We start from the raw sequence: 24,189 nt of genomic DNA, 5'->3' as shown, positions 1-24,189 counted from the left end.
CTGTGCCTAGACCCAGATCGCCGCGTCGCGCTTCACGCCGGACAGGTCGATGAAATTAGCCAGCATCTGGTGGCCGCCCTCGGTGGCGATGGATTCGGGGTGGAACTGCACGCCATGCACGGGGCGGGTGCGGTGCTGCACGCCCATAATCTCTCCGTCGTCGGTCCAGGCGGTGACCTCCAGCTCGGCCGGCAGGTCTTCGCGACGGACGGCCAGGCTGTGATAGCGGGTGGCGGTGAAGGGGTTGGGCAGGCCGGCAAAGATGCCCTTGTCGGCGTGGCGGATGGGACTGGTCTTGCCGTGCATCACTTCCTTGGCGCGGATCACTTCGCCGCCATAGGCCTGGCCGATGGCTTGGTGGCCAAGGCAGACGCCGAGAATGGGCATGTCATCTGGCGCGCCGCGCAGCAGAGGCAGGCAGATTCCGGCCTGATCTGGAGCCTTGGGCCCCGGCGACAGCAGGATCGCGGCGGGGCGCAGGGCTAGGGCCTGCTGCACCGTCAGGTCGTCGTTGCGGTGGACGACCGTCTCTGCCCCAAGCTCGTTCAGATAGTGGACGAGGTTGTAAGTGAAGCTGTCGTAGTTATCGATGACCAGGATCATGACTTAGCTTCTAGAACGGGCGAGCCCGAAGCGGGAGGGGGTTTGCGGCATTTGAGCGCGAGAAAGGCTTAAGGCGATTACAGATCGTATGGCGTGGGGCATGGTCGATCCATGGTCTCGTCTGATTCCGCCCTCGACCCTGTCGCCATGGCCTATGCCCGCGCCCTGCTGCGGCCCAAGGAGCGCCGCCAGAAGATGGGACCCGTCCTGGCGGCGGCGGCCTTCGCGGCGTTCTGCGCGCTGAGCTTCGCCACCGTGATGGTGCTGGCCCCGCCGGCGGTTATCCAGCATCTGCCGGCCGACCGCCTCGGTTACTAGGCAAACCGCCAAGCTTCCTCGGCCGCGCGCTTCAGAGCGCGGGACTTGTGCAGGGTCTCGTCATATTCGGCGTCCGGATCACTGTCGGCCACGACGCCGCCGCCGGCCTGGACATACATCATGCCGTCCTTGACCAGCGCCGTGCGCAGCACGATGCAGGTGTCGACAGAGCCGTCCGCGCCGATATAGCCGACCGCCCCGGCATAGCCGAGACCGCGCTTTTCGATCTCTAGCTCGTCGATGATCTCCATGGCCCGCACCTTGGGCGCGCCGGAAAGCGTGCCGGCGGGCAGGGCGGCCATCAGCACGTCGACCGGATCGACGCCCTCGGGCGCAACGCCTTCGACATTGGAGACGATGTGCATGACGTGGCTGTAGCGCTCGACCTTGAAGCTTTCCGTCACCTTCACCCGCGGGCCTTTGTGCGGTCTGGCCGGTTCGTTCTTGCCCGGCTCCTTCAGCATCGAGACGCGGCCCACGTCGTTGCGGCCCAGGTCCAGCAGCATCAGGTGCTCGGCGCGTTCCTTGGGGTCGGCCAGCAGTTCGGCTTCCAGCGCCAGGTCCTCTTCCGGAGTCGCGCCGCGCGGACGGGTGCCAGCAATGGGACGGATGGTAATCTTGCCGTCGCGCAAGCGCACCAGAATCTCGGGACTGGAGCCCACCAGGTGGCAGCCGTCCAGGTTCAGGAAAAACAGGAACGGTGATGGATTGGTACGGCGCAGTGAGCGGTAGAGCGCGAAGGGGGCCAGGTCGAACGGCGCGCGGAAGCGGTGGCTGGGCACGACTTGGAAGATATCGCCGGCCCGGATGTACTCCTTGGCCTTCTCGACCACCACCGCATAGTCCTCGCGGCTGACCGGCGTGGTGAACTCGATGGGAGCGTGACCGGTGCGGGGAGCCTCGTGGGCCAGCGGCCGGCGCAGGTCGGCCATTACGGTCTCGATACGGGCCCGAGCGGCGTGGTGCGCGTCTTCTGCAGAGACGCCGTCCGTCGGTCGCACGGTTGTAACCAGGATGATCTCCTGGGCGATGGCGTCAAAGACGGCGACGATGGACGGCCGGGTCATGATGCCGTCCGGCAGGCCGGTAGTGTCGGTATTGATGTCGGGCAGGCGTTCGGCCAGCCGCACCATGTCGTAGCCCAAAGCGCCGAACACGCCGGCGGCCATGGGCGGCAGACCCTTTGGCAGCTCGATGCGCGAGGCGGCGACCAGGTCGCGCAGGCTGTCCAGCGCGCCGCCGGACTGGAGCGTGAACTCACCGCGAGCGATGGCTTCTCCTTCGGAGACCTCGGCCTGGTCGCCGCGACAGCGCCAGACGAAGTCCGGCTTCATCGCCACGATGGAATAGCGGCCGCGCCAGGCGCCGCCTTCGACGCTTTCGAACAGGAAGGCGTAGGGCTTGCCCTGTCCGATCTTCAGATAGGCCGAGACCGGGGTTTCCAGATCATCGATCAGCCGGGTCCAGACGACCTGGGGCTGACCAGCATGGTAGGTCTGTGCGAAGGCGTCGAAGGCTGGCTCGAGGCTCATTTCTTGACCTTGCCGGTCTTGGCGGCCTCGGCCTTGGCCAGAGCGTCGGTGTCGACGCCTATAGACTGACGGGCGAGGGTCAGGTTGGTCTTGGTCTTCAGGCCGGCCTGGGCGCCGAGGCGGGCGGCCTCGCCGAGGTCGCGCATCAGGCCGCTGTCGATCTGCGGGCGCATGGCCTGGGTGATGCGGGCCATGTCGGCGATCTTGCCCGGGTGAACGGTTTCCAGTTTGGCGACCACAAAGGCCATCTGGCCGGCCCGCGAGGCGAACACTTCACCAGGCTTGGCGTTGAAGGTGGCCAGCAGCAGGTCGCGGCCCAGCCCCTGGTGCTGCTGGGCGTTCTCGCGGCTGATGCCCGAGACGCGTTGGACCTTGGAGCCAGCCGCAGCGGCCACAGCCTCCATCGACTCGCCCTTTTTGACGCGGGCGGCCAGGGCCGTGGCCTTGGCCTGGAGGCGCTCGGTCATCTCGTTCTGCAGCCACACCTGGACCAGTTGCGGGCGAACCTCGGCCAGAGCGGGCAGGGCGGCTGGAATAATCTTCTCGACCTTGGCAGCGTAGTATTCGCCCTTGCCCAGCTCCACCAGTTCGCTCTCGCCACCTGCCGACAGGTCGAAGGCGGTCTTGAGCATGTCGGGGGTCAGGCCGGGGATCGGCTGGCCGGTCTGGTCGGCGCCCTGGGCCGTGATCGGAGCCGTGGTCATCACCATGGCGCCGGCCTTGGTGGCGGCGGCGATTAGGTCCGAACCCGCGTCATGGGCGTCCTGATAGGCCTGGGTCTGGTCGTAGGCCTTGGCTTGAGCGCCCTGTGTGCGAAGCTCGGCTTCGATCTGCGGGCGCACACTGTCGAGGCTGGGGGCGGCGCCGGCGGTGATCTTGGTCACCTTGACGACCGAGATGCCGAGGCTGCCGACGATTGGCGGGCTGACCTGACCGACAGCCAGGCCAAAGGCCGCGTCGGCGACCTTGCGGTCGGGCAGGGCGGACTTGGGCTTGTCGCTGACAATCACCGGCTGCCTGCCATAGGCGTTGGCCACGACGGCCGGCTGGTCGCCTTTGGCCAGGCGCTGGGCGATGACGGCGGCGGTCTTGGCGTCGGGCGCGACGATCTGGACCAGCGATCGGGTTTCCGGGGTGGCCAGGGTGTCCTTGCGGAAATCGAAGGTCTTCTGCACGTCGGCGGGATTGATCGTCACCGACGGCTCCAGCGCCTGGGCGCTGACGCGCATGACCGACAGGACGCGGGTCTCGGGGCGCGTAAGACGCCCGGCATTTTCCTTCATGAAGGCGGTCAGTTGGGCGTCGGTCGGATCACCTGGGCGCTCGATGGTGGCCGGATTGATCGCGAAGGCCGCCAGATCGCGGCCCTCCAGACCGTAGGCCGCCTGCAGCGCCGCATAGATGCGCGGCGCGTGCAGGCCGTTGGCCACGCCGGTGAATACGTGGGTCTGGGCGATCTCGTCGCTGAGCGAGGCCTGGTAGCTGTCGGGCGTCATGCCGTTTTCGCGCAGCAGGGCCTCGTACATCTTGGGATCGAATTTGCCGGTGATCGGGTCGAACGGGCGCTGGTTGGGGTGCAGGTTGCTCATCTGCTCGCGCACGATGTTGCCGATCAGCTTGTCGGACGGGTGGATGCCGAACTTGCGGATCACCTCGGCCATCGACTCCTGAAGAGCTACCTCCTGCAGGATCTGGCGATCGACGCCGCGTTCGACGGCCTGATCAGGCGTCAGGGACTCGCCCGACCTACGCTCGGTTTCCTTGCGATAGTTCTCGTATCGGGTCTTGAAGTCGTTCGCCGAGACCGAGCGCGACCCGGCGGCGACCACGCCCGACATGCGTGGCCCGTTGAAGACGTCGCTGATCCCGAACACGGCGAAGCTGAGGATCAGCAGGCCAAACAGGATCACCGCGAAGGGCGATTTGGCGAAGGTGCGGAAACCGGCGAGCATACTTGCGAAAACCTTCCTGACTGACCGTGTGCGCGGGCGCACACAGGCGACGCGTCGGACGCGAGCAGCGGGTATAGTAGAGCGGGAGGTGAGGGGGCAAGTCACGGCGATCTTGACTTCCCAAGGGGCCGCGGGGTCAACACCCTATCCATGACCCTTTCGAGCCTTACGCCCCGGCCGCTAATCGCCGGAAACTGGAAGATGAACGGCCTTGCCGAGGCGCTGGATCAAGCCCGCGCTGTGGCTGCCGCCCTGGACGCCAGGCCCGCCGCCGCCCGCGTGGCGATCTGCCCGCCGGCCACCTTGCTACATCGGTTGAGCGAGACGCTGGAAGGCTCTAGCGTGCTGACAGGCGGGCAGGATTGCCATGCGAAGGCCAGCGGCGCTCACACCGGCGACATTGCTGCATCCATGCTGATCGACGCGGGCGCCAGGCTTGTGATCCTTGGCCATTCCGAACGCCGCGAGGATCATGGCGAAACGAGCGCCCTGGTGGCGGCCAAGGTCGAGACCGCTCTGGCGGCGGGGCTGGAGCCCATCATCTGTGTGGGCGAGAGCTTGGCGCAGCGCGAGGCGGGCGCGGCGCTGGAGGTGGTGACCGCCCAGGTGCGTGAATCGTTGCCGGCCAGTCTGGCGGGGCAGGCCTTCTCGGTGGCTTATGAGCCGATCTGGGCCATCGGCACGGGCCGCACGGCGACAGTCGCTGATATCGAAGAGATGCACGCAGCGATCCGCGCCCAACTGGTGTTGATCTTCGGAGAGGCCGGAAAAGCGCCGCCTATCCTCTATGGCGGCTCGGTAAAGCCCGACAACGCCGTAGAAATCCTGCGCGCGGCTGAGGTCGGCGGCGCACTGGTGGGCGGAGCCTCGCTGAAGGCGGCCGACTTCCTGGCAATCATCGCGGCAGCCTAGGGCCGAAATTTACCCCCCCCAAGCGCGCCGATGAGCCGGTCTGATGATCGCGTCTCAAGCAGACGTGTCTCACTGGCCCTGCTTCGCCGTTCTCAGCCGAAAGACCATGGTGTTGCTGTACCTCTGGCCGGGGTTCAGACGGGTCGAGGCGAATTGAGGATTGTTCGGCGCGTCCGGGAAATGCTGCGGTTCCAAGGCGATGCCGTCACCTTGGCGATAGATCTTGCCGCTCTTGCCGACCGTGGTCCCGTCGATGAAATTGCCGGCATAGAACTGGATGCCCGGCTGGTCGCTGAGGATCTCCAGCACGCGGCCGCTCTTGGGATCGGCCAGACGCGCGGCCAGCCGCAGGGCGCCGCCGGACTTGCCGTCCAACACGTAATTGTGGTCGTAGCCCCGGCCGATAACCAGTTGTGGATCGCTGGCGTCACGGATCCGCGCCCCGACAGCCGTGGGCTTGCGGAAATCGAAGGCCGTACCGGCCACGGAGGTGGTCGCGCCTGTCGGGATCAGTTCGCCGTCCACGGGCGTGTAGCCGTCGGCGGGAATGGTCAGGACATTGCCCATCGCCCCATCGGCCGAGCCTTCGCCGGCGAGGTTGAACAGGGCGTGATTGGTCAGGTTGACGATCGTCGGCTTGTCGGTCGTGGCGCCGTAGGTGACGGTCAGATTGTTCTGCTCGTCCAGGGCGTAGGTCGCGGTGGCGCTCAGGGCGCCGGGATAGCCTTCCTCGCCGTCAGGGCTGAGATAGCCGAAGGTCACGGAAGCCGTCGGACCAGACTTGGCGTCCAGCACTTTCCAAACGACCTTGTCGAAGCCCTTCACGCCGCCATGGAGGGCCGCAACGCCGTTGTTGTTCAGCGCCAACTGGTAAGTCTTGCCATCGAGCGTGAAGCGCCCCTTGCCAATCCGGTTGGCGAAGCGGCCGACCGAGGCGCCGAAATAGCTGGCGTTCGTGGCGTAGGCGGCGGCGTTGGCAAAGCCCAGCGCGATGTCGGCCGTCTTGCTCGAGCGATCCGGCGCGACGAGGGACTGCAGCGTCGCGCCATAGGTGATGATCGTGGCGCTGACGCCATGGCTGTTGGTCAGGGTGATGGCCTCGACGGCCTCGCCTGACGGGGTCTGGCCAAAAGACTTGCGCGTCAGGTCAGCCGCTTGGGCGCCGAGGGGCGCGGAAGACGACCAAGCCAGGGCACACGCGAATAATAGCGTGGAAGCGCGCATGTTCGGGTTTCCTCACCAGATGAGCGGCCGCTTCATTGGCGACCCTGCGTGCGCTTTTATACTCAGACAATAAATTCCGGCGCAATCACCCAAGGCTGAGAAATGATACCGGTCTCATTCCGGCCGGTATACGGTGGCTTTCGGGCGTTGGGCAGGCGCCCCGCCAGATGCCAGCGGCGTCGTCACATGGCCGAGCGGGTGTCTTCCAGCGCAAGGTCAACAAGCGTACGCATGGCCGCGCTAGCGGCTTCCGGGTCGCCGGCGACGATCGCGTCACAGACCCTGGCATGGTCGGGCACCGGATCGCGGGGGAGAGCGCGCGAGCGCTGCTTGAACTCGGTCGTCCAGCTGACCGCAGCGCTGATGCTGGCGCTGAGCGCGATCATAGCGTTGTTGTGGGTGGCGTGCAGCAAGGCGCTATGAAAAGCCCGGTCAGCCGCTCGGCCAGCTTCGGTCGCCAAGGTGTGGCGGCGCATCCCCACTAGGGCGTCCTTCATCGCCTTGATATCGTCCTTGTCGCGGCGCTCGGCGGCGAAGCGGGCGGCGGCAGGCTCGACCACTGCTCGAAGCTCGAAGAGATCGCGCACGAAGGCCAGGTCGGGTTCGGCCGAGAACGCCCAGGCCAAAACCGCCGGGTCCAGAATGTTCCAGCGGCTGCGCGGCAGGACGCGCGTGCCAACCTTGGGACGGCTTTCGACCAAGCCTTTGGCGGTCAGCACCTGAACCGCTTCACGATAGGCGCTACGCGAGACGTCGAGCGCCTCGGCGTTGGCGATTTCGCCGGTCAGCTTCTCGCCGGGGGCAATCTGGCCAGAGACGATCGCCGTGCCCAGATAATGCGCGACCGCACCGCGAAGACGCCGCCCCGAGCCTCTCGCCGATCGCGGGATCGGCTTGTCGTTCGGCTCGTCCAACGGCATGAGTGTATGGTTCCTGGGCTGCGTGCGCGTCCCTATAAGCGCAAGCGCGTGAACCTTGGCAAGCTTGTCGGGGTTTGCCCGATCCGCGCGCCTCTATCGCCTCCGCGCCATCGGCTTCCGCCAGACGTAATCCCGACCGTGAGCGCGGCGCGTGGGGACGCAAGAGCATTTAGGGGGGAGGTGTCCCATAGTAGCCCGAACCGGCCAAGGCCGCAGTCCAGCGACGTGCGGAGACCGCATCCAGCTTGTTCGGCCAGGATTTCATGCCCGGACGCAGTTCTGACGCCCTGATGACGGCGGCAGGCCAGGCGGCCTGTCCGCCCTCGTCGCGAAGTTCGAAGCGGACGGTGGGGTCCTGCTGGGTGAGGTCGAAGTCGATAATGCCGAAGTTCACGTCGGTGGAGAAGGCTTGGCGCACTCGCATGACCGGCCGGCCGGCCGGTCAGGTATTGATCGACGGTGTCCTGGGCAAGGGGCGAGCCGATGAACTCATAGAGGTCGTAGCCGCCGCGCTGCGACCAGGGGAGGCAGTTCAGTTCGCCACAGTGGGTGTCGCCAGACAGCAGGATCACCCCTGTCACGCCGGCCGCCATCACGGCGTCGAGAATGGCGTCGCGCTCGTGGGTGAAGGAAGCCCAAGAATCCGCGCCCTCAACCTTGCCGTCGTTCCAGCCCGAACCGGAGATCAGCACCTTGAATGGTGCTCGGCTGGTCTTGAGACCAGAGAGCAGCCAGTCGCGCTGGGCGGCGCCCAGCATGGTCTTGCCCGCAATATTTGGGTCCTCATTGGGGTCGCGATAGTACCGTACGTCCAGGAAGAAGAAGTCCACGCCGCCTTGTGACAACTGGAAGAAGGCACCGGGCGTCGCCGGGAGGCCGGCCGCGGGGTTGGGCCAATAGCGCTTGAAGGTCTCCAGCGCCGCGGTCTTGCCCGGATGCCGACACTGAGGTGGCGCCGGAAATTCGGACAGTTGGCTAAGGTGGTTCGACCTCGATGAAGGACGTGCTTTATGACTGGGAAGCGGAAGCGGTACTGGGCTGATTTCAAGGCCAAGGTCGCGTTGGAGGCGTTGAAGGGGGAGCTGACCCTGTCTCAGCTGGCGACGAAACACGGCGTCGATCAGACGATGATTGCGGCGTGGCGCAAGCAGGCCATCGAGGGGTTTTCCGGGGTGTTCTCCGGCAAGGCCGAGGCGACCGAGGGCGCCCGGGAGGGCGAGATCGACAAGCTGCACGCCAAGATCGGCCAGCTGGTGGTGGAGCGGGATTTTTTGGCCAAGGCCTTCGGTCGTTGAGCCTGGACCGGAGGCGACAGATGATCGAGCCCGAGCATCCCCGGCTATCGATCCAGCGCCAGTGCGCCCTGGTGTCGATCAGCCGCTCGGCTTTCTACTATCAGCCGGCGGGCGAGACCCCGCTGAACCTGGCGCTGATGCGGCTGATCGACGAGGCGTTCCGGAGACACCCTGGTACGGCTCGCGCCAGATGGCCCGGCATCTACGCCGCCAAGGCTACATGGTCGGCCGGATGCGGGTGCGCAGGCTGATGGCCAGGATGGGCCTGGCGCCGATCTATCAGAAGCCGCGCACGACGATCCCGCACCCGGAACACCGGGCCTACAAGTACCTGCTGCGCGGGCTGACCATCGACAAGCCCAATCAGGTCTGGTGCGCCGACATCACGTACATCCCGATGCGGCGGGGCTTCCTGTACCTGGTGGCGGTAATGGACTGGGCGAGGAGGAAAGTCCTGTCCTGGCGGCTCTCCAACAGCATGGACGCCGAGTTTTGCATCCAGGCCCTTGAGGAGGCCTTGGCCCGTTACGGGCCGCCAGAGATCTTCAACACCGACCAGGGCAGCCAGTTTACCTCGCCCCGCTTCGTCGACGTGCTGAAGGACGCCGGCATGCGGGTCTCCATGGACGGCCGCGGCCGCTGGATGGACAATGTCTTCATCGAGCGGCTCTGGCGCAGCCTCAAATACGAGTGCGTCTACATCCACGCCTTCGAGACCGGATCGGAGATGCGGGCCGGCCTGACCAAGTGGATCGGCTACTACAACACCAACCGGCCCCACTGGGCCCTTGAGGAGGCCACCCCCGACGAGGCCTATGGGCAAATCCAGGCGCCGCCCTATCCGGGGCTCGCCCCGGATAGGGCCAACCTCGAGCACAAACTGGCGGCGTGATCTGAACCTGAACCAACCTTAGCCAAGCCGCCAAACTGTACGGACAACCGGCGCCACCTCAGTCTGTTGTACCCAATCGTGACGCAGACCAAGCAGGGCGGTTAAGCGGCCCAAGGTCACCAGGTCCTGAGCGTAGAGACACTGGCCACGCAGTTCCTCCAGCAAGTCCTGGTTCAACGTGGCGACGGGCTTGGGCTGCCCGTAGACCGGATTGAATATGTCGATGGCGTAGGGCGTGGCGACCGTCGAATTGTAGCGCAAGGAGACCCTGCGCTGGTCATGGGTCCAGGCGTCGCCACCCACGCGAAACTGGTGCGCCAAGCCCGCCCACTGGCGTTTGACGCTCAGTTTCTTCGAGCCAAGAGGCCCCTCTGGCTCGACACCGCCCGCGCCGTTGCTAGCACTTCTGGTCCTGACCGCTTGCGTCTGGACTGAAGCTTCCACGAGCGCGCGCCTCGTCAAAGAATGAGCGTGCGAAGCTTCTCTTGTGGGGGAGGGTTGGAAGGTGCGTGGCGGTGAGAGAGGGATTCGAACCCTCGTTAGGCTTTCACCTAAACACGCTTTCCAAGCGTGCGCCATCAACCACTCGGCCACCTCACCATGCGCAAGGAATCGGGGGCGGTTGAGGCCCCCCTTCGCAGGAAGGCGCGCAATATACTCATGGGGCTTTCGGGGGCAAGCGCTCATGAGGGATGAAATGTAGCCCGCGAGCACATATATCGGCGGGGACGCTTTCCCACCGAGGCCCCGCCATGCTGTTCGCCAAGAAGTCCCTGGATCTGCCCACCGCCAACAGCGCCCTGCCGGGCCGCGAGGCGGCGATCCCGACCGCGCAAACGCACTTCGTCAACAACCATCCGCTGAAGGGACCCTATCCCGACGGCATGGAGACGGCGGTGTTCGCCATGGGCTGCTTCTGGGGCGTGGAGCGGATCTTCTGGAAGGTCCCGGGCGTGTATGTGACCGCCGCAGGCTACGCGGCGGGCGTCACGCCCAATCCGTCCTATCAGGAGGTCTGCAGCGGTGGCACCGGCCACACCGAGGTGGTGCTCGTGGTCTTCGATCCCCGGGCCGTCAGCTACGAGAGCCTGCTGAAGACCTTCTGGGAAAACCACGATCCGACCCAGGGCATGCGCCAGGGCAACGACATCGGCACCCAATATCGCTCGGGCATATATGTGACGAGCGACGGTCAGGCCGCGGCGGCGGTAGCGTCGAAGGAAGCCTATGACCAGGCGCTCTCGGACAAGGGACTGGGTTCGATCACCACCGAGATCGCCGCGGCCGGCCCGTTCTACTTCGCTGAGGACTATCACCAGCAGTACCTGGCCAAGAACTCGGGCGGCTATTGCGGCATCGGCGGCACGGGCGTGACCTGCCCGATTGGTGTGGGCGTAGACAGTTGAGTTCTGAATCCTTCGACGTAATCGCCAGCAAGCTGACCAAGAAGCTGCGGGCTGAGCTGGGTCTGATCTAGATCGTATCGACCGGCGGGTCCTTCTCGGCGTGTCGCATATGCGGCCCACGGACGACCGGCTGCCGTTCCAAAATCTGGCGCACCTTGCGAACGGCCGATGATGCTCGGCTGCGGCGCTGACGCCAGAGCAGCAGCGCCAGGGCGCCCAGAGTCGCGGCGATGAAGGCATAGGGCCCCAGCAGCCAGGCGGCGCCGGCCAGGGCGAAATAGTACCCGCGCACCCCGGCGTTGAAGGCCGATAGGGCCGGGTTGAGGATGCCGCCGGTGGCCTCGGCATATTCCGCCAGCGTAGCGGGCGAGGCCCACATCGGCGTGGCGCCGATTGCGGCCAGGCAATAGTTCATCTGGCGTATGGCCCAGATGAAGTCGAGCAGGCCGCGCGCCATGGCGAACAGCACCAGGCCCAGCTTTAGCTCGAAAAGGGTCTGGGTGGCAGGGGCAAGGACGGCCAGGCCTTCGATGCTCTTGAGCGTCGTGTCGCCGCCGAACAGCACGCCAGCCGCCGCCGCGATCAGGATCAGGTTGGACGAGGCGAAGAAACTGGCCGAGTTGATCGCGTGGCCCAGAAGCTGGCCGTCCAGCAGGGCGATCTCGCGCACCGCCATCTCCTGCATCCAGCGCCGCCGGATCACCGTCATGTCGGTGTTGATCAGGTTGCCGCCTTCGCCCAGCCGCTTGAGCAGGGGCTCATAGAACAGCCAGGCGAACACAAAGAGGGCGAGAGCGGCGATGTCGATGATCGGCATGGCTTTGAGTTTACGGCTGGAAGGAGATTCGGCGAAGAGCGCGGTTTAGTCCTCGTGGATGAGGCTGTGCTTGCCGCTGTCGCGGAGGACCAGGGCAATCATCGCCCCCATGGCCATCATGGCGGCCAGATAGATGTAGAAGCCGCTCTCCATGCCGATGCTCTTGAACCAAAGGGCGACGAACTCGGCGGTGCCGCCGAACACGGCGTTGCCGATCGCGTAGGGCAGGGCGACGCCTAGGGCCCGCACATGAGTGGGGAAGAGCTCGGCCTTCACCACAGCGCTGATCGAGGTATAGGCCGACTGAACCACCAGGGCGGCGAAGACCAGCAGGAAGGCCACGATCGGATCGGTCGCCCCGGCTACCAGGGTGAAGATCGGCCAAGCCAGGATCGCGCCGCCGCCGAACGCGAAAACCAGCATTCGCCGCCGGCCCCACTTGTCGGACATCCATCCAAACAGCGGCTGGACCAGCATGAAACCGACCAGGGTGGCCAGGTTGACCGCGCCCGCAACCTCCTTGGAGAAGCCAGTGGTGTTGGTCAGAAACTTCAGCATGTAAGTAGTGTAGGCGTAGAAGGCCAGGGAGCCGGCCGCGGTCAGGCCGATGATGGCCAAGGCTTCGCGCGGGTGCTGGGTGAACATCGCCAGGGTGTTGGCGCGCGGCGCGCCCTGGGCTTTGGCGTTGGTGTAGGACTGGGACTCTTCCAGCCCGCTGCGGATCCAGAAGACAATCACCGCCAGGCCCGCGCCGATGAAGAACGGGATGCGCCAACCCCAGGCCGAAAGCTCGGCTGGCTCCAGAGTTCGTTGCAAGATCACCAGCACCAGAGCCGCGACAAGCTGGCCCATAATCAGGGTTACGTATTGGAAACTGGACCAGAAGCCGCGGCGCTTCTTGCCCGCCATCTCGCTCATATAGGTGGCGCTGGCGCCGTATTCGCCGCCGACCGACAGGCCCTGCAGCACCCGGGCGGCCAGCAGGATGGCGGGAGCGGCGGCGCCGATCTGGTCGAAGCCAGGCGTCAGGGCGATGATCAGGGAGCCCAGGCTCATCAGGCCGACCGCCAGGGTCAGGGCGGCGCGGCGACCGGCGCGATCGGCATAGAGGCCCATCAACCAGGCCCCGACCGGGCGGGCCAGGAAGCCCACGGCGAAAACGGCGGCAGTCTTCATGAACTGGGCGGTCTGGTCGCCGGCCGGGAAAAAGACCTTGGCGAAATAGATTGAGAAGGCGGCGTAGGCGAACCAGTCGTACCACTCGACAAGGTTGCCGGCCGATCCACCGAGGATAGCGCGGGCCCGGGTCATGGGGCTCATGCCGGTCTTCGCCTCGGCGGCTTGCGTCGTCATGCCCAGATTCCCCCGAAGTGTTGGCGGGGAGCTTAGGCGAAGGCAAAGCCGGACGCCAACCGCTGTTCGGCGGCGTCCGGCAGAAGCGCTAGAGCATTTTCCGATAAGTGTGAAACGGTTATCGGATCGAAAAATGCTCTAAACTTTTGATTTAGAGCCTTTTTCGCCCGACCCTGATGAAGCCATCAGGTCGGAAAGGGCTCTAGAGGCGTCCCATCAGAACCAGGACGATCAGGATGACCAGGATCAGGCCAAGGCCACCGCTGGGGAAATAGCCCCACGAGCGGCTGTGACCCCAGGTCGGCAGGGCGCCGACCAGGGCCAAAATCAGAATGATAATGAGGATCGTGCCGATCATGTCGTTCTCCCGTTCGGCCTCGACGACCGGCTTCAGCGCCGGGGTCGCGGTGTCGGGATGGGGAATGTGCGGCGCCGCTTGTCGGTTCCGGTGAAGTCAGTTTAGGCGAGCGGCGCGTCCTGGGCCTTGCGCAGCTTGATCGCCCACAACGCGCCGATCACCGCGCCTTTGACGCGCGGCAGCAGAAGCAGGGTCAGGGCCGCCAGGGGCAGGATGGTCAGCGGCAACACCAGGCCCACCGGCGCCTTCCAGATGAACGGGAACAGCAGCAGCGGCGCCACGAACAGATGGCCGATGATCAGGATGGTGAAGTAGGCGGGGCCGTCGTCCGCGGGATATGCGGCCAGGTCATGGCCGCAGGCCTCGCAGTCGGGGTCCACCTTCAGGTAGCGCACATACAGCCGGCCGTCGCCGCAGTTAGGGCAGCGGTGGAGGATGCCTCGCTTGAGGCCGGTCATGACGCTGGGAGAGGGAGAACTCGACATGGCGTTTATATGGGGCTCCAGAACGGCGATGAAAAGGCGACCCAGCGACGCATCTGTTAGTTAATCGGGGATAAAACTCACCCGTATCAAGTATCGTTTCGGTCTAATTTAGAACAAAATCTCGACACGATTGACCAAGGTCAAGCAATATTCTCTGTCGGATCGCCGTTCTGGTCAGGATTTTGTGAATGCATAGCTTGAAACCATCCAGCCGGCCCGCCGTTTAAGGTCATGTGTGAAGTGGAGCCAGATCGCTATGCCGGAAGTCCCCGTCAAACCAAGCGAAAATGATCGTCCGCCGGCCGCCTCGCGCGCCGAGCAAGCGGCGCGCGAGGCGTCCGATCAGGAGATCGCTCCGCACGAAAAGCAGGCCATCGGAGCCGAGACGTCCCGCGAAGAGGACGCCTAAAGCCGCTAGTTCTTAACGTCGCGGGCGGTGTCGGTAACTGCGCGGCCGGTGGCGGTGACGTCACGACCAACGCCTTCGATGGTGTTGCAGGCCGAGACCAGCAGGGCGGCGGCCGCAGCGGCTAGGACGACGATCTTGCGCATATTCAAGCTCCAACAGAAAACTCGGACCTTAGCCATGGCGCGTGGCGACCTTCAAGAGGTCGCCACGCGTTTTGGCCAACCCCTTAGCGGATGCGACGGATCGAGCTGATGCGGTCATTAAGGTCCTTGTTGAACAGGCCCTCGTCGCGCGACAGCGTCCAGCAGCGGCCGTCGTAGTTGGTGTGCTCGCAGACCTGCCATTCGCCGCGCATGATCTTTATGGACGAGGCGACGTCGTTGAACTTGATGGCCGTCAGGTCTGGCATGTCGCCGCGCACCTGGTAGGGGCGGCCCTCATAGCCGGCATGTTCGAACAGCACCGCATCAGCGCGATATACGTTACCGCCGCCACCGCCACCACCGGGACGACCGCCACCACCGCCGGGCCCGCTGCCGCCCCCGCCGACCAAGCTCTGGCAGATCAGCCGGCCATCGCCGGCGTTGGCCAGGCCCTGGTTGTTGCAGTCGCGCAGATGAGCGCCGGTCCAGGTCCAGCGACCCTCGCTGGTCTTGCAGCGCGCATAGACGTTGCCGCTAAAGGTCGTGATCTCGCGGCACGTCTCGACGTAGGAGCCGCGCGGCGGTTCCTGGTACGGACCGTTCCAGCTGGGCGCCTGGGCCTGAGCGGTCGCGCCCAGGGTTGAAGCGACGCCAAAGGCGATCAGGCTGATGGTCTTGCGCATTGCGGTTTTCCCCGCGCTTTGAACTGTATCGAGCCAAGCTAGGCCGTGCGGCTGAACCGTAGCTGAACGCTCGCGGGACGCCAGTTGCGGCCGGAAGACACGACCTCGCGACCTCACGCGGGAAACCGCCGAGTTGGTGGGAAGGGTCGCGGAGCGCCCGGGCCTCGCCCGGATGAGGGGTGTTTCAAAGTACCGTTTCGACGAAGTCAGACGCTCCGCGTGATCGTTATCCCTCAGGCCGGGGCGCGCAGGTCTCGTTCAACCTTTTGCCCCCATCCGGGCTTGCCCCCTTCGAAACCGGACCCAGCCCTTGAGCTGCAGCCACGGTCTTCCCGGGGACCCGGAACGAACCTTCGGACGGGCGGGCACCCTGGCAGATCCCCGATGGACAGGTTTACGTCCCCTGTCCTCTGATTAAGTCCGCCGGTCCCGCTCTCGCGACTCTGGCAAACCCCGCTCGATCACCCCTGACAGCCGTCGCTGGTCGCCGGCCGGACGCCCTTCCCGTGCTGTCAGGTGAGATCGATTATGCGGGCGGTTTCAGCGCCGAGGATTGGGGCGATCAAGAATTTTGCAAGCCGCTGATCTGGCTGGGGTTTGTCTTGAAAAGAACGGGGACAGAGCGCGGCCGATCCCCATGCCTGCCGTCATTTCCCCTATTGGACGTCTCCGCCCGGCGCCGGGCGGAAAGGACGAAGCGCGCTTTACTTCTCCGCAGTGGCCGCGACTCCGTCTGCGTGGGAAGGGCGTCGTCGCTTAAAGTAACAGCCCGAACAATCGGCAGTCCCGCCGCTCGCCATCGCGATGGATATGCCCCTTCAGATAGCCTTCGGTCTCGAAACCCAACCGTTCCAGCAGCCGCTCGGCGCGGGTGTCCCCGACATGGGTTCGGGCGATCAGGCGCTTCAGGCCAATGGAGGCGGCGTGGGCCAGCAGGGCGCGGACGGCCTCCAGGCCATAACCCTGGCCCCAGCCCTCGCGGGCGACAATGAATCGGAGCTCTGCCCGATGATGCCGCTTATCGATGTCGACAAGCTCGCAATAGCCCAGGAAGTCGCCGGTTTGTGACTGGCGAACGGCCCAGTAGTGAGCCTTGCCCTCATCCATCTCGGCGACCTGGGCGACGACGCAGGCCTCGACCTCGTCAGGATCCTCGATCGGCGCCTGGTCCCAATGGGCCATCACTTCGGGATCGCTGAGGAACGGATAGACGTGCGGCGCATCGAGCGATGTCAGCGGCGCCAGGGTCAGTCGTTCGGTTTCGAGGATCATTGAAGGTTTTGGCTTCGCGTTGAGGTCTTGAGTTGGCCGGCGTCCTTCCCAGCTATGGCGCGCGCGCGCCGCTAGTGGTAGAGGGGCCGCTTCGTTTTTCACGACGGAACGTCCCGTCGCCCGGATCGAGATCAGTTTACTCATGCTCATCGGCATCCTGCTCGCCATCAACATCGTCGTCTGCCTCGGCCTGATCGGCGTGGTCCTGCTCCAGCGCTCCGAAGGCGGAGCCCTGGGCATGGGCGGCGGCAATACCGGCTTCATGACGGCGCGGGGCGCCGGCGATCTGCTGACCCGCATTACCTGGATCCTGTTCTCGATTTTCCTGGTCATCAGCCTGGTCCTGACCATCCTGACGGGCCGCATGGGCGGAGCATCCGCCGTGGATCGCCTGAACATCGACGGTCTCGACACCAAGACCCTGAATGCCCCGGCAGCCCCGCCGGCTCCCGTCGGCCAGGCACCCTCGACTTCCCAGCCGGCCGCGATCCAGGCTCCGACCCCCAGCATCAACGCGCCGTCGCCCAGCCAGCCCGCGCCGGCCCGACCGGCCGCCGCAAAGCCGACCCCGTCGGCGCCCGCCGCGTCGGTTTCGGCGGCTCCTGAGCCGGTTCCCGTGATCCCCGCGCCTGCGCAAACCCCGCCCCAGTAAGCGTTCTCAGCGAAAGCTGTTGATGAACGTCGGTCTTTTCGCCGCGATGGCCGAATCGCGGCTAATCTGAGCGCCCATGACCCGGTACATCTTCATCACCGGCGGCGTGGTTTCCTCGCTTGGAAAAGGCCTCGCCTCCGCAGCGCTCGGAGCGCTCCTCCAGGCTCGTGGCTACAAGGTTCGCCTTCGTAAGCTCGATCCTTATCTCAACGTCGATCCCGGCACGATGAGCCCATATCAGCACGGCGAGGTCTTCGTGACCGACGACGGCGCCGAGACGGACCTGGACCTTGGCCACTACGAGCGCTTCACCGGCGTATCGGCCACCAAGGCCGACAACATCACCACCGGCCAGATCTACAAGACGATCATCGAGAAGGAACGTCGCGGCGACTATTTGGGCGCGACCGTCCAGGTGATTCCGCACGTCACCAACGAGATCAAGCAGTTCGTCATGTCGCCGGCCATGGACGAGACGGGCGAGAAGCCGGTCGATTTCGTGCTGGTCGAGATCGGCGGCACTGTCGGCGATATCGAAGGCCTGCCGTTCTTCGAGGCCATCCGCCAGCTGCGCCAGGACCTGCCGCGCGGCCAGAGCTGCTATGTCCACCTGACCCTTCTGCCGTTCATCAAGACAGCCGGCGAGATGAAGACCAAGCCGACCCAGCACTCCGTCAAGGAACTGCGCTCGATCGGCATCCAGCCCGACATCCTGCTGTGCCGCTGCGAGCAGGAAATCCCGGTCGAGGAAAAGCGCAAGATCGCGCAGTTCTGCAATGTGCGGCCCAGCGCCGTCATCCAGGCGATGGACAGCTCCTCGATCTATGCGGTGCCCATCGACTATCACCAGGAAGGCCTCGACGCCGAGGTGCTGGACGTGTTCGGCCTGCACGACGCGCCCAAGCCCGACCTGAGCCGCTGGGAGGAGATCGACCAGACGGTCAATCATCCGGACGGCGAAGTGACCATCGCCGTGGTCGGCAAATATACCGTCCTCAAGGACGCCTATAAGTCGCTGATCGAAGCGCTTCACCATGGTGGCCTGGCCAACAAGGTGAAGGTCAATCTCGACTGGGTCGAGAGCGAGACCTTCGAGGGCGATCCTGGCGCGGCTGCGGCTCGCCTCGAAAACGCCCACGCCATCATGGTGCCTGGCGGCTTTGGCGAGCGAGGCGCCGAAGGGAAAATTCGGGCCGCCCAGTTCGCTCGCGAACGCAAGGTGCCGTATTTCGGCATCTGTTTTGGCATGCAGATGGCGGTCATCGAGACCTTGCGGAACGTAGCCGGGATCACCGACGCCTCATCCAGCGAATTTGGCCCCACCGACCGTCCTGTCGTCGGGATCATGACCGAGTGGATCAAGGGTAACGAGACCGTCCAGCGGCGCTCCGGCGACGACTTGGGCGGCACCATGCGCCTGGGGGCCTTCGACGCCGTCCTGACGCCGGGAAGCAAGGTTGCCCAGATCTACGGCGACACGTCCATCAGCGAGCGCCACAGGCACCGCTATGAGGTCAATATCGGCTACAGCCACCGGATGGAGGAATCCGGCCTGAAGCTGACCGGTCGTTCGCCCGACGGCGTGCTGCCTGAAATCGTCGAGCGCGAGGACCATCCGTGGTTCATCGGCGTACAGTTCCACCCGGAGCTGAAGAGCCGTCCGTTCGCCCCGCACCCGCTATTTGCGAGCTTCATCGCGGCGGCGAAAGAGCAGGGCAGACTGGTCTGAATTGGCGCTGTTGCATGTCTGAAGAGATTCAGGCATAAGCGCGCCCTCACACGGCGGCCTGGGTCATCCCGAGTCGCCGTCTCTAATTTTCACGCTCAGCGCGCAGAGTTACTTCGATGGCCGTTCCCAAAAGAAAAACTTCGCCTTCTCGCCGGAACATGCGCCGGTCGCACCACGCCCTGGGCGCCAATTCCTTCGTGGAAGACAAGGATTCGGGCGAACTGCGCCGCCCGCACCATGTCGACCTGAAGACGGGCCTGTACAACGGCAAGCAAATCCTCACCCCCAAGGAAGACTAAGGTCTCTCCTTCAAGGCTGTGAGTTCGAAGACGCCGCCCGGTTCGCCGGGCGGCGTTTTTCGTCATACTTGTGTAAAAAACGGTGTTATCTAAGCGGATCTAGGAAGGTCCGCCCATGCTCACACGCCGCATTCTGACGGCGGGACTGGGTCTGTCATTCATGACCCAGGGCGCGTCGGCTCAACAGCCAGCGCCAGCGCCCGCTGCTGTCGATCCGCTCGAAACCGTCCTGATGCTCGACGCCTCGCTGGATATCAATGATCGGCTGACCGTCGAGGTCATGCTCAATGGCCTCGGACCGTTCCAGTTCATCGTCGACAGCGGCGCGGATCGCAGCGTGCTGTCGGAGACGCTCGCCAACCGACTTGCCTTGGCGCAGGGACCCAACATCCTCGTTCACGGCATCGGCGGGTCCATAATCGCCCGAACCGCAAAGGTCGCCCAACTTCAGGTCGGCGACGCGCAGCTGTCGAACGTCAACCTTCCGGTGCTGCCGCCAGAACGGGTCGGCGCCGACGGCTTGCTGGGCGTCGACATTCTCGAAGGCCGCAATGTGATCATGGACTTTCGCAAGCGGCGGCTAGAGGTGCGTCGCAGCCGGTCTCCCTTCGATCTCGTCCGGATGCCGCGCGAGGTCTCGGTGATCGCGGATGATCGGTTTGGCCGCCTCACGGTCGCCGACTGCCGGGTCGCCGGCGCTCGCGCGCTGGCCTTTATCGATTCCGGCGGCGGCGTCAGCATCGGCAATATGGCGCTGTCGCGGGCCATCGCGACCCGGCGGCGGCGTTATGACGATGTCAGGTCCGCCAAGCTCCTGACGGCGTCGGGCGAGATCACCGTCGGTCAGTTCCGCATCGCGCCGTCCCTGACCCTGGGCGATCTGCGCATGACCAATCTGCCGATGGCCTTCGCCGATCTGCATATCTTCGACATCTGGGGACTAAACGACAGGCCGGCGCTGCTGCTAGGCGTCGATATCCTGAAGATGTTTTCCCGCGTCGAGCTGGATTTTGGCGCGGGTCGAGTGCTGTTCCGGATCGGCGGTGTCCAGCAGCCCCGGATCATGAACGCCTGATCGACAGCGCGCCCGTTTTCATTTTGTGACCAACGATCACCGGCCCTTCCGAGGGGAAGTCAAGTTGCGCCGAACGGCCTTGACGGCTAAGGCTCCCGCGCCTTTCGCCTTGAGGAACTTCCATGACCGAGATCGTCGATATCATCGCCCGCGAAATTCTCGATAGCCGGGGCAACCCGACGGTCGAGGTCGACGTGATCCTGGAAGACGGCGCGTTTGGCCGCGCCGCCGTGCCCTCAGGCGCCTCGACCGGCGCTCACGAAGCTGTCGAAAAGCGCGATGGCGACAAGAGCCGCTACCTCGGCAAAGGCGTCCTTCAGGCCGTCGACGCCGTCAATGGCGAGATCTTCGACGCGCTGTCGGGCGTCGACGCCGAAGACCAGCGCCGGGTCGACACCCTGCTGATCGATCTGGACGGCACGCCCAACAAGGCTCGCCTGGGCGCCAACGCCATTCTCGGCGTCTCGCTGGCCACCGCCAAGGCCGCCGCCGAGTCGGCCGGCCTGCCTCTCTACAAGTACGTCGGCGGGGTCAATTCACGCGTCCTGCCGCTGCCGATGATGAACATCATCAACGGCGGCGCCCACGCCGACAACCCGATCGACATCCAGGAATTCATGATTCTGCCGACCGGCGCGGCGAGCTTCTCCGAAGCTCTGCGCATGGGCGCGGAGATTTTTCACGGCCTGAAGAAGGCTCTGAAGGACGCTGGCCACAACACCAATGTCGGCGATGAAGGCGGCTTTGCCCCCAACCTGGGCTCGGCCGAAGACGCCCTGGCCTTCATCGTCAAGGCCGGCGAGGCCGCGGGCTACAAGGCTGGCGACGATTTCGTCCTCGGCCTGGATGTCGCCGCCACCGAGTTCTTCAAGAACGGCAAGTACGAGCTGGAAGGCGAGGGCAAGAGCCTGGATCCCGCCGGCATGGTCGACTACCTGGCTGGCCTGGCCGACAAATTCCCGATCCTCTCGATCGAGGATGGCATGTCGGAAGATGATTTCGAAGGCTGGAAGCTGTTGACCGATCGCCTGGGCAAGAAGGTCCAGCTGGTTGGCGATGACTTGTTTGTCACCAATTCCTCGCGCCTGCAGATGGGCCTGGACCAAGGCTTGGCCAACTCGATCCTGGTCAAGGTCAACCAGATCGGCACGCTGTCGGAAACCATCGACGCCGTCGATCTGGCCCACCGCGCCGGCTACACCAGCGTGATGAGCCACCGCTCGGGCGAGACCGAGGACTCGACCATCGCCGATCTCGCGGTCGCGCTGAACTGCGGTCAGATCAAGACCGGTTCACTGGCCCGCTCGGACCGGTTGGCCAAGTACAACCAGCTGCTGCGCATCGAGCAGATGCTCGACGATCAAGGCATCTATGCCGGTCGCTCAGCGCTCAAGGGTCGCTAGTCGCTTCCAGAGCTTGAACTTCAGGAAGGCGCGGCTTCGAACAGGAGCTGCGCCTTTTCCTTGACGTGGGAGAGGGGCGCGTCCTTCTTCATGACCATATAGCCGGTGATGGCGCGATAGGCCGGATCACCCACCGAGCCGCCTTCGGGAACCTGGCCCGTCGATGCTGAAACCTCGTCCACCGTGGGCATGACGGGGCGGCCGGGCGGGGCGATGTCGCCCTTGATCAGGTCGTCGGTCTTGCCGGATTTCAGCTTCCAGCCACAGGTCTCGAACCGCTCGAGCCTCTCGGGCGAGAAGGCCAAGGTAAGCAGCATCAGCTTCATCGATCCGATCGCGGCTGCGTCGGCCTGACCCATGGCACGCACCTTCTGGGTCGACAGCGCGCGACCATAGGTGATCCAGCGGTCTTAACCCTCCCAGAGCGTTCTGAAAATCGAGGCGTTCAGGGGGATTATCAGCCCGCCGCCGAAATCGAGCTTGGGCGGATCGCTCTTGATCATGTTGGGGCCACCTCGGCGACCCTTGACGACGCCTTCCTCGGCCGGCGCCTTGATGGGCGTGGCTGTCGCCAACAGCATCGACGGCAGAATGGCTCGCCTCTCGATCACACTCGTCCCCTCCGCAACCTTTAGCTGACAGGACGCTAGCCGAAGATGGCGATTCTCGGGCGCCCGACGACCACAAGATGTGCGTCGCCTTGTTCCCTCAGCGCCGACGCTCGCATTTTTTCTATCAACGCCGAAGGGAAGGCTGCGAACGCCGAAAATTACCTCTTCGCGAGTGCGAGCAGGGCGCTGCGATGCGGTATCTAGATGCCGATGAAACGATCTCAAATGAAAGCACCGCGAGGCCGGTAAACGCCGATTGTCGGCGCACTTCGCGAGCCCTTATTCAGAAGGCGTTAAGCACGATCTGAGACCCTGAGAATCGACTCCCGGGAATCTCAGATGTTCGCCCGACTGCAACCGTTCCTGCCGACCGCAGCGATCCTTTTCCTGATCTTCTACTTCGTGTTTCACGCCTTGACCGGCGAGCGCGGGCTTTTGTCGACGTCCCAGCGCAACGCAGATCTCGCCGCCAAGACGAAGGAACTCAAGAAGATCCGTGCCGAAAGGATGGACCTGGAGGCCCGGGCTCGTCTATTACGCAGCGGCAGTCTGTCGGCCGATCTTCTGGAAGAACGCGCACGTTCTCTCTTGGGATATGCCGACCCGAAGGACTATGTGATCCGCACCAAGCGCTAGCGCGGTCGGACCATGTTTGACGGCGAAGACTGACGATCGCTCCCGGATCATCCGAACCGGGAAGCAATCTTGGCGTTGCATGACGAGCACTTCCTTCGCGGAACCGACGACGACTTCGGCGGGATGTGCTCTGGGATGAAGGCCGCGATGAAGATTGGCCAAGGAGAGTTGAATGGCGCGAACGCGCAAGGGTGAGACTTCCGAGGGCAAGGCGAGTGACACCGGTGTCAACGCCATCGTCGGCAAGGAAGAGCTTCTCAAGTTCTATCAGGGCATGTTGTTGATCCGTCGCTTCGAAGAGCGCGCGGGCCAGCTGTACGGCATGGGTCTGATCGGCGGGTTCTGCCACCTCTATATCGGTCAGGAAGCCATTGCGGTCGGCATGCAGTCGATCCAGCAGAAGGGCGACCAGATCATCACGGGCTACCGTGACCACGGCCACATGCTGGCCGCCGGCATGGATCCCAGGAAAGTCATGGCCGAGCTGACCGGTCGCGCGGGCGGTTCGTCGCGCGGCAAGGGCGGCTCGATGCACATGTTCGACATCGAGACCGGCTTCTACGGTGGTCACGGCATCGTCGGCGCGCAGGTCGCGCTCGGCACCGGCCTGGCGCTCGCCAACCACTACAGGGGCAATGGCGCCGTTTCATACGCCTATTTTGGCGACGGTGCGGCCAACCAGGGCCAGGTCTATGAGAGCTTCAACATGGCCCAGCTGTGGAAGCTGCCGGTCGTGTACGTGGTCGAGAACAATCAGTACGCCATGGGCACCAGCGTCGAGCGTTCGGCGTCGGAAACCGCCTTCCACAAGCGCGGCGTCTCGTTCCGGATCCCGGGCGAGGAAGTCGACGGCATGGACATCGTCGCCGTGCGTGAAGCCGGCGCCCGCGCCACCGAGCACGCTCGTAGCGGCCAGGGCCCCTACATCCTCGAGATGAAGACCTACCGCTATCGCGGCCACTCGATGTCGGATCCGGCCAAGTACCGCAGCAAGGAAGAGGTCGACGAGGTCAAGCAGACCCGCGATCCGATCGATCACATCAAGGAACGACTGGCCAAGGCCGGCGTCACCGAGGGCGATCTCAAGGGCATCGACGCCGAGGTGAAGCGCATCGTCGCCGAAGCCGCGGAATTTGCCCGCACCAGCCCCGAGCCGGATCCGTCCGAGCTGTACACAGACGTTTACCTGGAGGCCGCCCAGTGAGCGTGG

Annotated in this window: 27 protein-coding genes, 1 tRNA gene and 2 pseudogenes; 12 read left to right on the top strand and 18 right to left on the bottom strand. The window is 64.6% G+C overall.

Translation table 11 applies throughout. The annotated features are described in order from the left end of the window. Positions 1 to 6 precede the first annotated feature (6 nt). The gene (locus ACP69S_RS11295) at positions 7 to 603 is read right to left on the bottom strand and encodes an anthranilate synthase component II (RefSeq protein ID WP_425997219.1); all 597 of its coding nucleotides are present in this window, start codon (positions 601 to 603) and stop codon (positions 7 to 9) included. 111 nt (positions 604 to 714) lie between these two features. Here ACP69S_RS11295 and ACP69S_RS11290 point away from each other — a divergent pair, with 111 nt between their 5' ends. After that, positions 715 to 921, top strand: a complete 207-nt coding sequence (locus tag ACP69S_RS11290) for a hypothetical protein (protein WP_425997217.1) — start codon at positions 715 to 717, stop codon at positions 919 to 921. Here the strand turns inward: ACP69S_RS11290 and trpE are convergent. Together trpE and ACP69S_RS11280 are read right to left on the bottom strand one after the other, a co-directional pair. After that, positions 918 to 2,453, bottom strand: coding sequence for an anthranilate synthase component I (gene trpE, locus ACP69S_RS11285; RefSeq protein ID WP_425997215.1), 1,536 nt, complete (start codon positions 2,451 to 2,453; stop codon positions 918 to 920). The two genes, ACP69S_RS11290 and trpE, sit on opposite strands and share 4 nt — an antisense overlap. Beyond that, entirely contained in the window at positions 2,450 to 4,405 is a 1,956-nt protein-coding gene (locus ACP69S_RS11280; RefSeq protein WP_425997213.1) for a peptidyl-prolyl cis-trans isomerase, read from the bottom strand. Before ACP69S_RS11280 ends, trpE begins: the two co-directional genes overlap by 4 nt. A 150-nt stretch (positions 4,406 to 4,555) precedes the next feature. Between ACP69S_RS11280 and tpiA the strand changes: the two genes are divergently transcribed. Beyond that, on the top strand, positions 4,556 to 5,317 hold the full coding sequence (tpiA, locus tag ACP69S_RS11275) for a triose-phosphate isomerase (protein ID WP_425997211.1): 762 nt from the start codon (positions 4,556 to 4,558) through the stop codon (positions 5,315 to 5,317). Between the two features lie 69 nt (positions 5,318 to 5,386). Here the strand turns inward: tpiA and ACP69S_RS11270 are convergent, their stop codons facing one another. The 4 genes and pseudogenes from ACP69S_RS11270 to ACP69S_RS11255 form a co-directional block, all read right to left on the bottom strand. Then, positions 5,387 to 6,541, bottom strand: a complete 1,155-nt coding sequence (locus ACP69S_RS11270) for an aldose epimerase family protein (RefSeq protein WP_425997209.1) — start codon at positions 6,539 to 6,541, stop codon at positions 5,387 to 5,389. A 182-nt stretch (positions 6,542 to 6,723) separates the two neighbouring features. Beyond that, positions 6,724 to 7,461: a FadR/GntR family transcriptional regulator gene (locus ACP69S_RS11265; RefSeq protein ID WP_425997207.1), complete on the bottom strand. Its 738-nt coding sequence runs from the start codon at positions 7,459 to 7,461 to the stop codon at positions 6,724 to 6,726. Between the two features lie 169 nt (positions 7,462 to 7,630). Further along, positions 7,631 to 7,885, bottom strand: a complete 255-nt coding sequence (locus ACP69S_RS11260) for a hypothetical protein (protein WP_425997400.1) — start codon at positions 7,883 to 7,885, stop codon at positions 7,631 to 7,633. A 76-nt stretch (positions 7,886 to 7,961) separates the two neighbouring features. Next, positions 7,962 to 8,573 (bottom strand): annotated as a pseudogene (locus ACP69S_RS11255) (alkaline phosphatase D family protein); the annotation flags it as partial. On the opposite strand from ACP69S_RS11255, the pseudogene ACP69S_RS11250 reads away from it, so the two are divergent. Further along, positions 8,472 to 9,648: pseudogene (locus tag ACP69S_RS11250) on the top strand (IS3 family transposase). The pseudogenes ACP69S_RS11255 and ACP69S_RS11250 overlap by 102 nt on opposite strands. Positions 9,649 to 9,666: 18 nt before the next feature. On the opposite strand, the gene ACP69S_RS11245 reads toward ACP69S_RS11250, so the two are convergent. Continuing rightward, on the bottom strand, positions 9,667 to 9,969 hold the full coding sequence (locus ACP69S_RS11245; protein WP_425997205.1) for a TonB-dependent receptor domain-containing protein: 303 nt from the start codon (positions 9,967 to 9,969) through the stop codon (positions 9,667 to 9,669). Positions 9,970 to 10,158: 189 nt separating this feature from the next. Then, positions 10,159 to 10,248, bottom strand: a tRNA-Ser gene (locus tag ACP69S_RS11240). A 152-nt stretch (positions 10,249 to 10,400) separates the two neighbouring features. On the opposite strand from ACP69S_RS11240, the gene msrA reads away from it, so the two are divergent. Beyond that, on the top strand, positions 10,401 to 11,054 hold the full coding sequence (gene msrA, locus ACP69S_RS11235; protein ID WP_425997203.1) for a peptide-methionine (S)-S-oxide reductase MsrA: 654 nt from the start codon (positions 10,401 to 10,403) through the stop codon (positions 11,052 to 11,054). A 67-nt stretch (positions 11,055 to 11,121) separates the two neighbouring features. Here the strand turns inward: msrA and ACP69S_RS11230 are convergent, their stop codons facing one another. The 4 genes from ACP69S_RS11230 to ACP69S_RS11215 form a co-directional block, all read right to left on the bottom strand. Then, on the bottom strand, positions 11,122 to 11,871 hold the full coding sequence (locus ACP69S_RS11230) for a DUF599 domain-containing protein (protein ID WP_425997201.1): 750 nt from the start codon (positions 11,869 to 11,871) through the stop codon (positions 11,122 to 11,124). A gap of 45 nt (positions 11,872 to 11,916) precedes the next feature. Then, on the bottom strand, positions 11,917 to 13,224 hold the full coding sequence (locus ACP69S_RS11225; RefSeq protein WP_425997199.1) for an MFS transporter: 1,308 nt from the start codon (positions 13,222 to 13,224) through the stop codon (positions 11,917 to 11,919). 202 nt (positions 13,225 to 13,426) lie between these two features. Continuing rightward, entirely contained in the window at positions 13,427 to 13,582 is a 156-nt protein-coding gene (locus ACP69S_RS11220; protein WP_425997197.1) for a DUF3309 family protein, read from the bottom strand. Positions 13,583 to 13,683: 101 nt separating this feature from the next. Further along, positions 13,684 to 14,067: a DUF983 domain-containing protein gene (locus ACP69S_RS11215; protein WP_425997195.1), complete on the bottom strand. Its 384-nt coding sequence runs from the start codon at positions 14,065 to 14,067 to the stop codon at positions 13,684 to 13,686. Between the two features lie 256 nt (positions 14,068 to 14,323). On the opposite strand from ACP69S_RS11215, the gene ACP69S_RS11210 reads away from it, so the two are divergent. Further along, a complete protein-coding gene (locus tag ACP69S_RS11210; protein WP_425997193.1) occupies positions 14,324 to 14,476 on the top strand; it encodes a hypothetical protein in 153 nt (50 codons plus the stop codon). Positions 14,477 to 14,481: 5 nt separating this feature from the next. Here ACP69S_RS11210 and ACP69S_RS11205 read toward each other — a convergent pair whose 3' ends face one another. From ACP69S_RS11205 to ACP69S_RS11195, 3 genes are all read right to left on the bottom strand, one after another. Then, on the bottom strand, positions 14,482 to 14,619 hold the full coding sequence (locus ACP69S_RS11205; RefSeq protein WP_425997191.1) for an entericidin A/B family lipoprotein: 138 nt from the start codon (positions 14,617 to 14,619) through the stop codon (positions 14,482 to 14,484). An 83-nt stretch (positions 14,620 to 14,702) separates the two neighbouring features. Then, positions 14,703 to 15,302, bottom strand: coding sequence for a beta/gamma crystallin-related protein (locus ACP69S_RS11200; protein ID WP_425997190.1), 600 nt, complete (start codon positions 15,300 to 15,302; stop codon positions 14,703 to 14,705). A 756-nt stretch (positions 15,303 to 16,058) separates the two neighbouring features. Continuing rightward, complete coding sequence (locus ACP69S_RS11195; RefSeq protein WP_425997189.1) at positions 16,059 to 16,574, bottom strand: GNAT family N-acetyltransferase; 516 nt, start codon at positions 16,572 to 16,574, stop codon at positions 16,059 to 16,061. A 142-nt stretch (positions 16,575 to 16,716) separates the two neighbouring features. Here ACP69S_RS11195 and secG point away from each other — a divergent pair, with 142 nt between their 5' ends. From secG to eno, 5 genes are all read left to right on the top strand, one after another. Next, a complete protein-coding gene (gene secG / locus ACP69S_RS11190; protein ID WP_425997187.1) occupies positions 16,717 to 17,226 on the top strand; it encodes a preprotein translocase subunit SecG in 510 nt (169 codons plus the stop codon). Between the two features lie 76 nt (positions 17,227 to 17,302). Continuing rightward, positions 17,303 to 18,955, top strand: coding sequence for a CTP synthase (locus ACP69S_RS11185; RefSeq protein ID WP_425997185.1), 1,653 nt, complete (start codon positions 17,303 to 17,305; stop codon positions 18,953 to 18,955). Positions 18,956 to 19,071: 116 nt separating this feature from the next. Continuing rightward, the gene (rpmF, locus tag ACP69S_RS11180; protein WP_007671126.1) at positions 19,072 to 19,254 is read left to right on the top strand and encodes a 50S ribosomal protein L32; all 183 of its coding nucleotides are present in this window, start codon (positions 19,072 to 19,074) and stop codon (positions 19,252 to 19,254) included. A 115-nt stretch (positions 19,255 to 19,369) separates the two neighbouring features. Next, positions 19,370 to 20,329 carry an aspartyl protease family protein gene (locus ACP69S_RS11175; protein WP_425997183.1) on the top strand — a complete coding sequence of 320 codons (960 nt, stop codon included), beginning with the start codon at positions 19,370 to 19,372 and terminating at the stop codon, positions 20,327 to 20,329. A 122-nt stretch (positions 20,330 to 20,451) separates the two neighbouring features. Next, entirely contained in the window at positions 20,452 to 21,732 is a 1,281-nt protein-coding gene (gene eno, locus ACP69S_RS11170) for a phosphopyruvate hydratase (protein WP_425997181.1), read from the top strand. Between the two features lie 20 nt (positions 21,733 to 21,752). Here eno and ACP69S_RS11165 read toward each other — a convergent pair whose 3' ends face one another. Both ACP69S_RS11165 and ACP69S_RS11160 read right to left on the bottom strand, forming a co-directional pair. Then, positions 21,753 to 22,091: a hypothetical protein gene (locus tag ACP69S_RS11165; protein WP_425997179.1), complete on the bottom strand. Its 339-nt coding sequence runs from the start codon at positions 22,089 to 22,091 to the stop codon at positions 21,753 to 21,755. Between the two features lie 51 nt (positions 22,092 to 22,142). Next, positions 22,143 to 22,343 (bottom strand): hypothetical protein, encoded by a 201-nt coding sequence (locus ACP69S_RS11160; RefSeq protein WP_425997177.1) that lies wholly within the window; start codon positions 22,341 to 22,343, stop codon positions 22,143 to 22,145. A gap of 339 nt (positions 22,344 to 22,682) precedes the next feature. Here ACP69S_RS11160 and ACP69S_RS11155 point away from each other — a divergent pair, with 339 nt between their 5' ends. Both ACP69S_RS11155 and pdhA read left to right on the top strand, forming a co-directional pair. Further along, positions 22,683 to 22,979 carry an FtsB family cell division protein gene (locus ACP69S_RS11155; protein ID WP_425997175.1) on the top strand — a complete coding sequence of 99 codons (297 nt, stop codon included), beginning with the start codon at positions 22,683 to 22,685 and terminating at the stop codon, positions 22,977 to 22,979. Positions 22,980 to 23,151: 172 nt separating this feature from the next. After that, the gene (pdhA, locus tag ACP69S_RS11150; RefSeq protein ID WP_425997173.1) at positions 23,152 to 24,183 is read left to right on the top strand and encodes a pyruvate dehydrogenase (acetyl-transferring) E1 component subunit alpha; all 1,032 of its coding nucleotides are present in this window, start codon (positions 23,152 to 23,154) and stop codon (positions 24,181 to 24,183) included. Positions 24,184 to 24,189: the final 6 nt, after the last annotated feature.

Origin of the sequence: Caulobacter sp. DWR1-3-2b1 (genome assembly GCF_049895765.1) — a bacterium.
Classification (GTDB): Bacteria; Pseudomonadota; Alphaproteobacteria; order Caulobacterales; family Caulobacteraceae; genus Caulobacter.
Note: the sequence above shows the minus strand (reverse complement) of the source record. Positions and strands in the feature narration are given on the sequence as shown.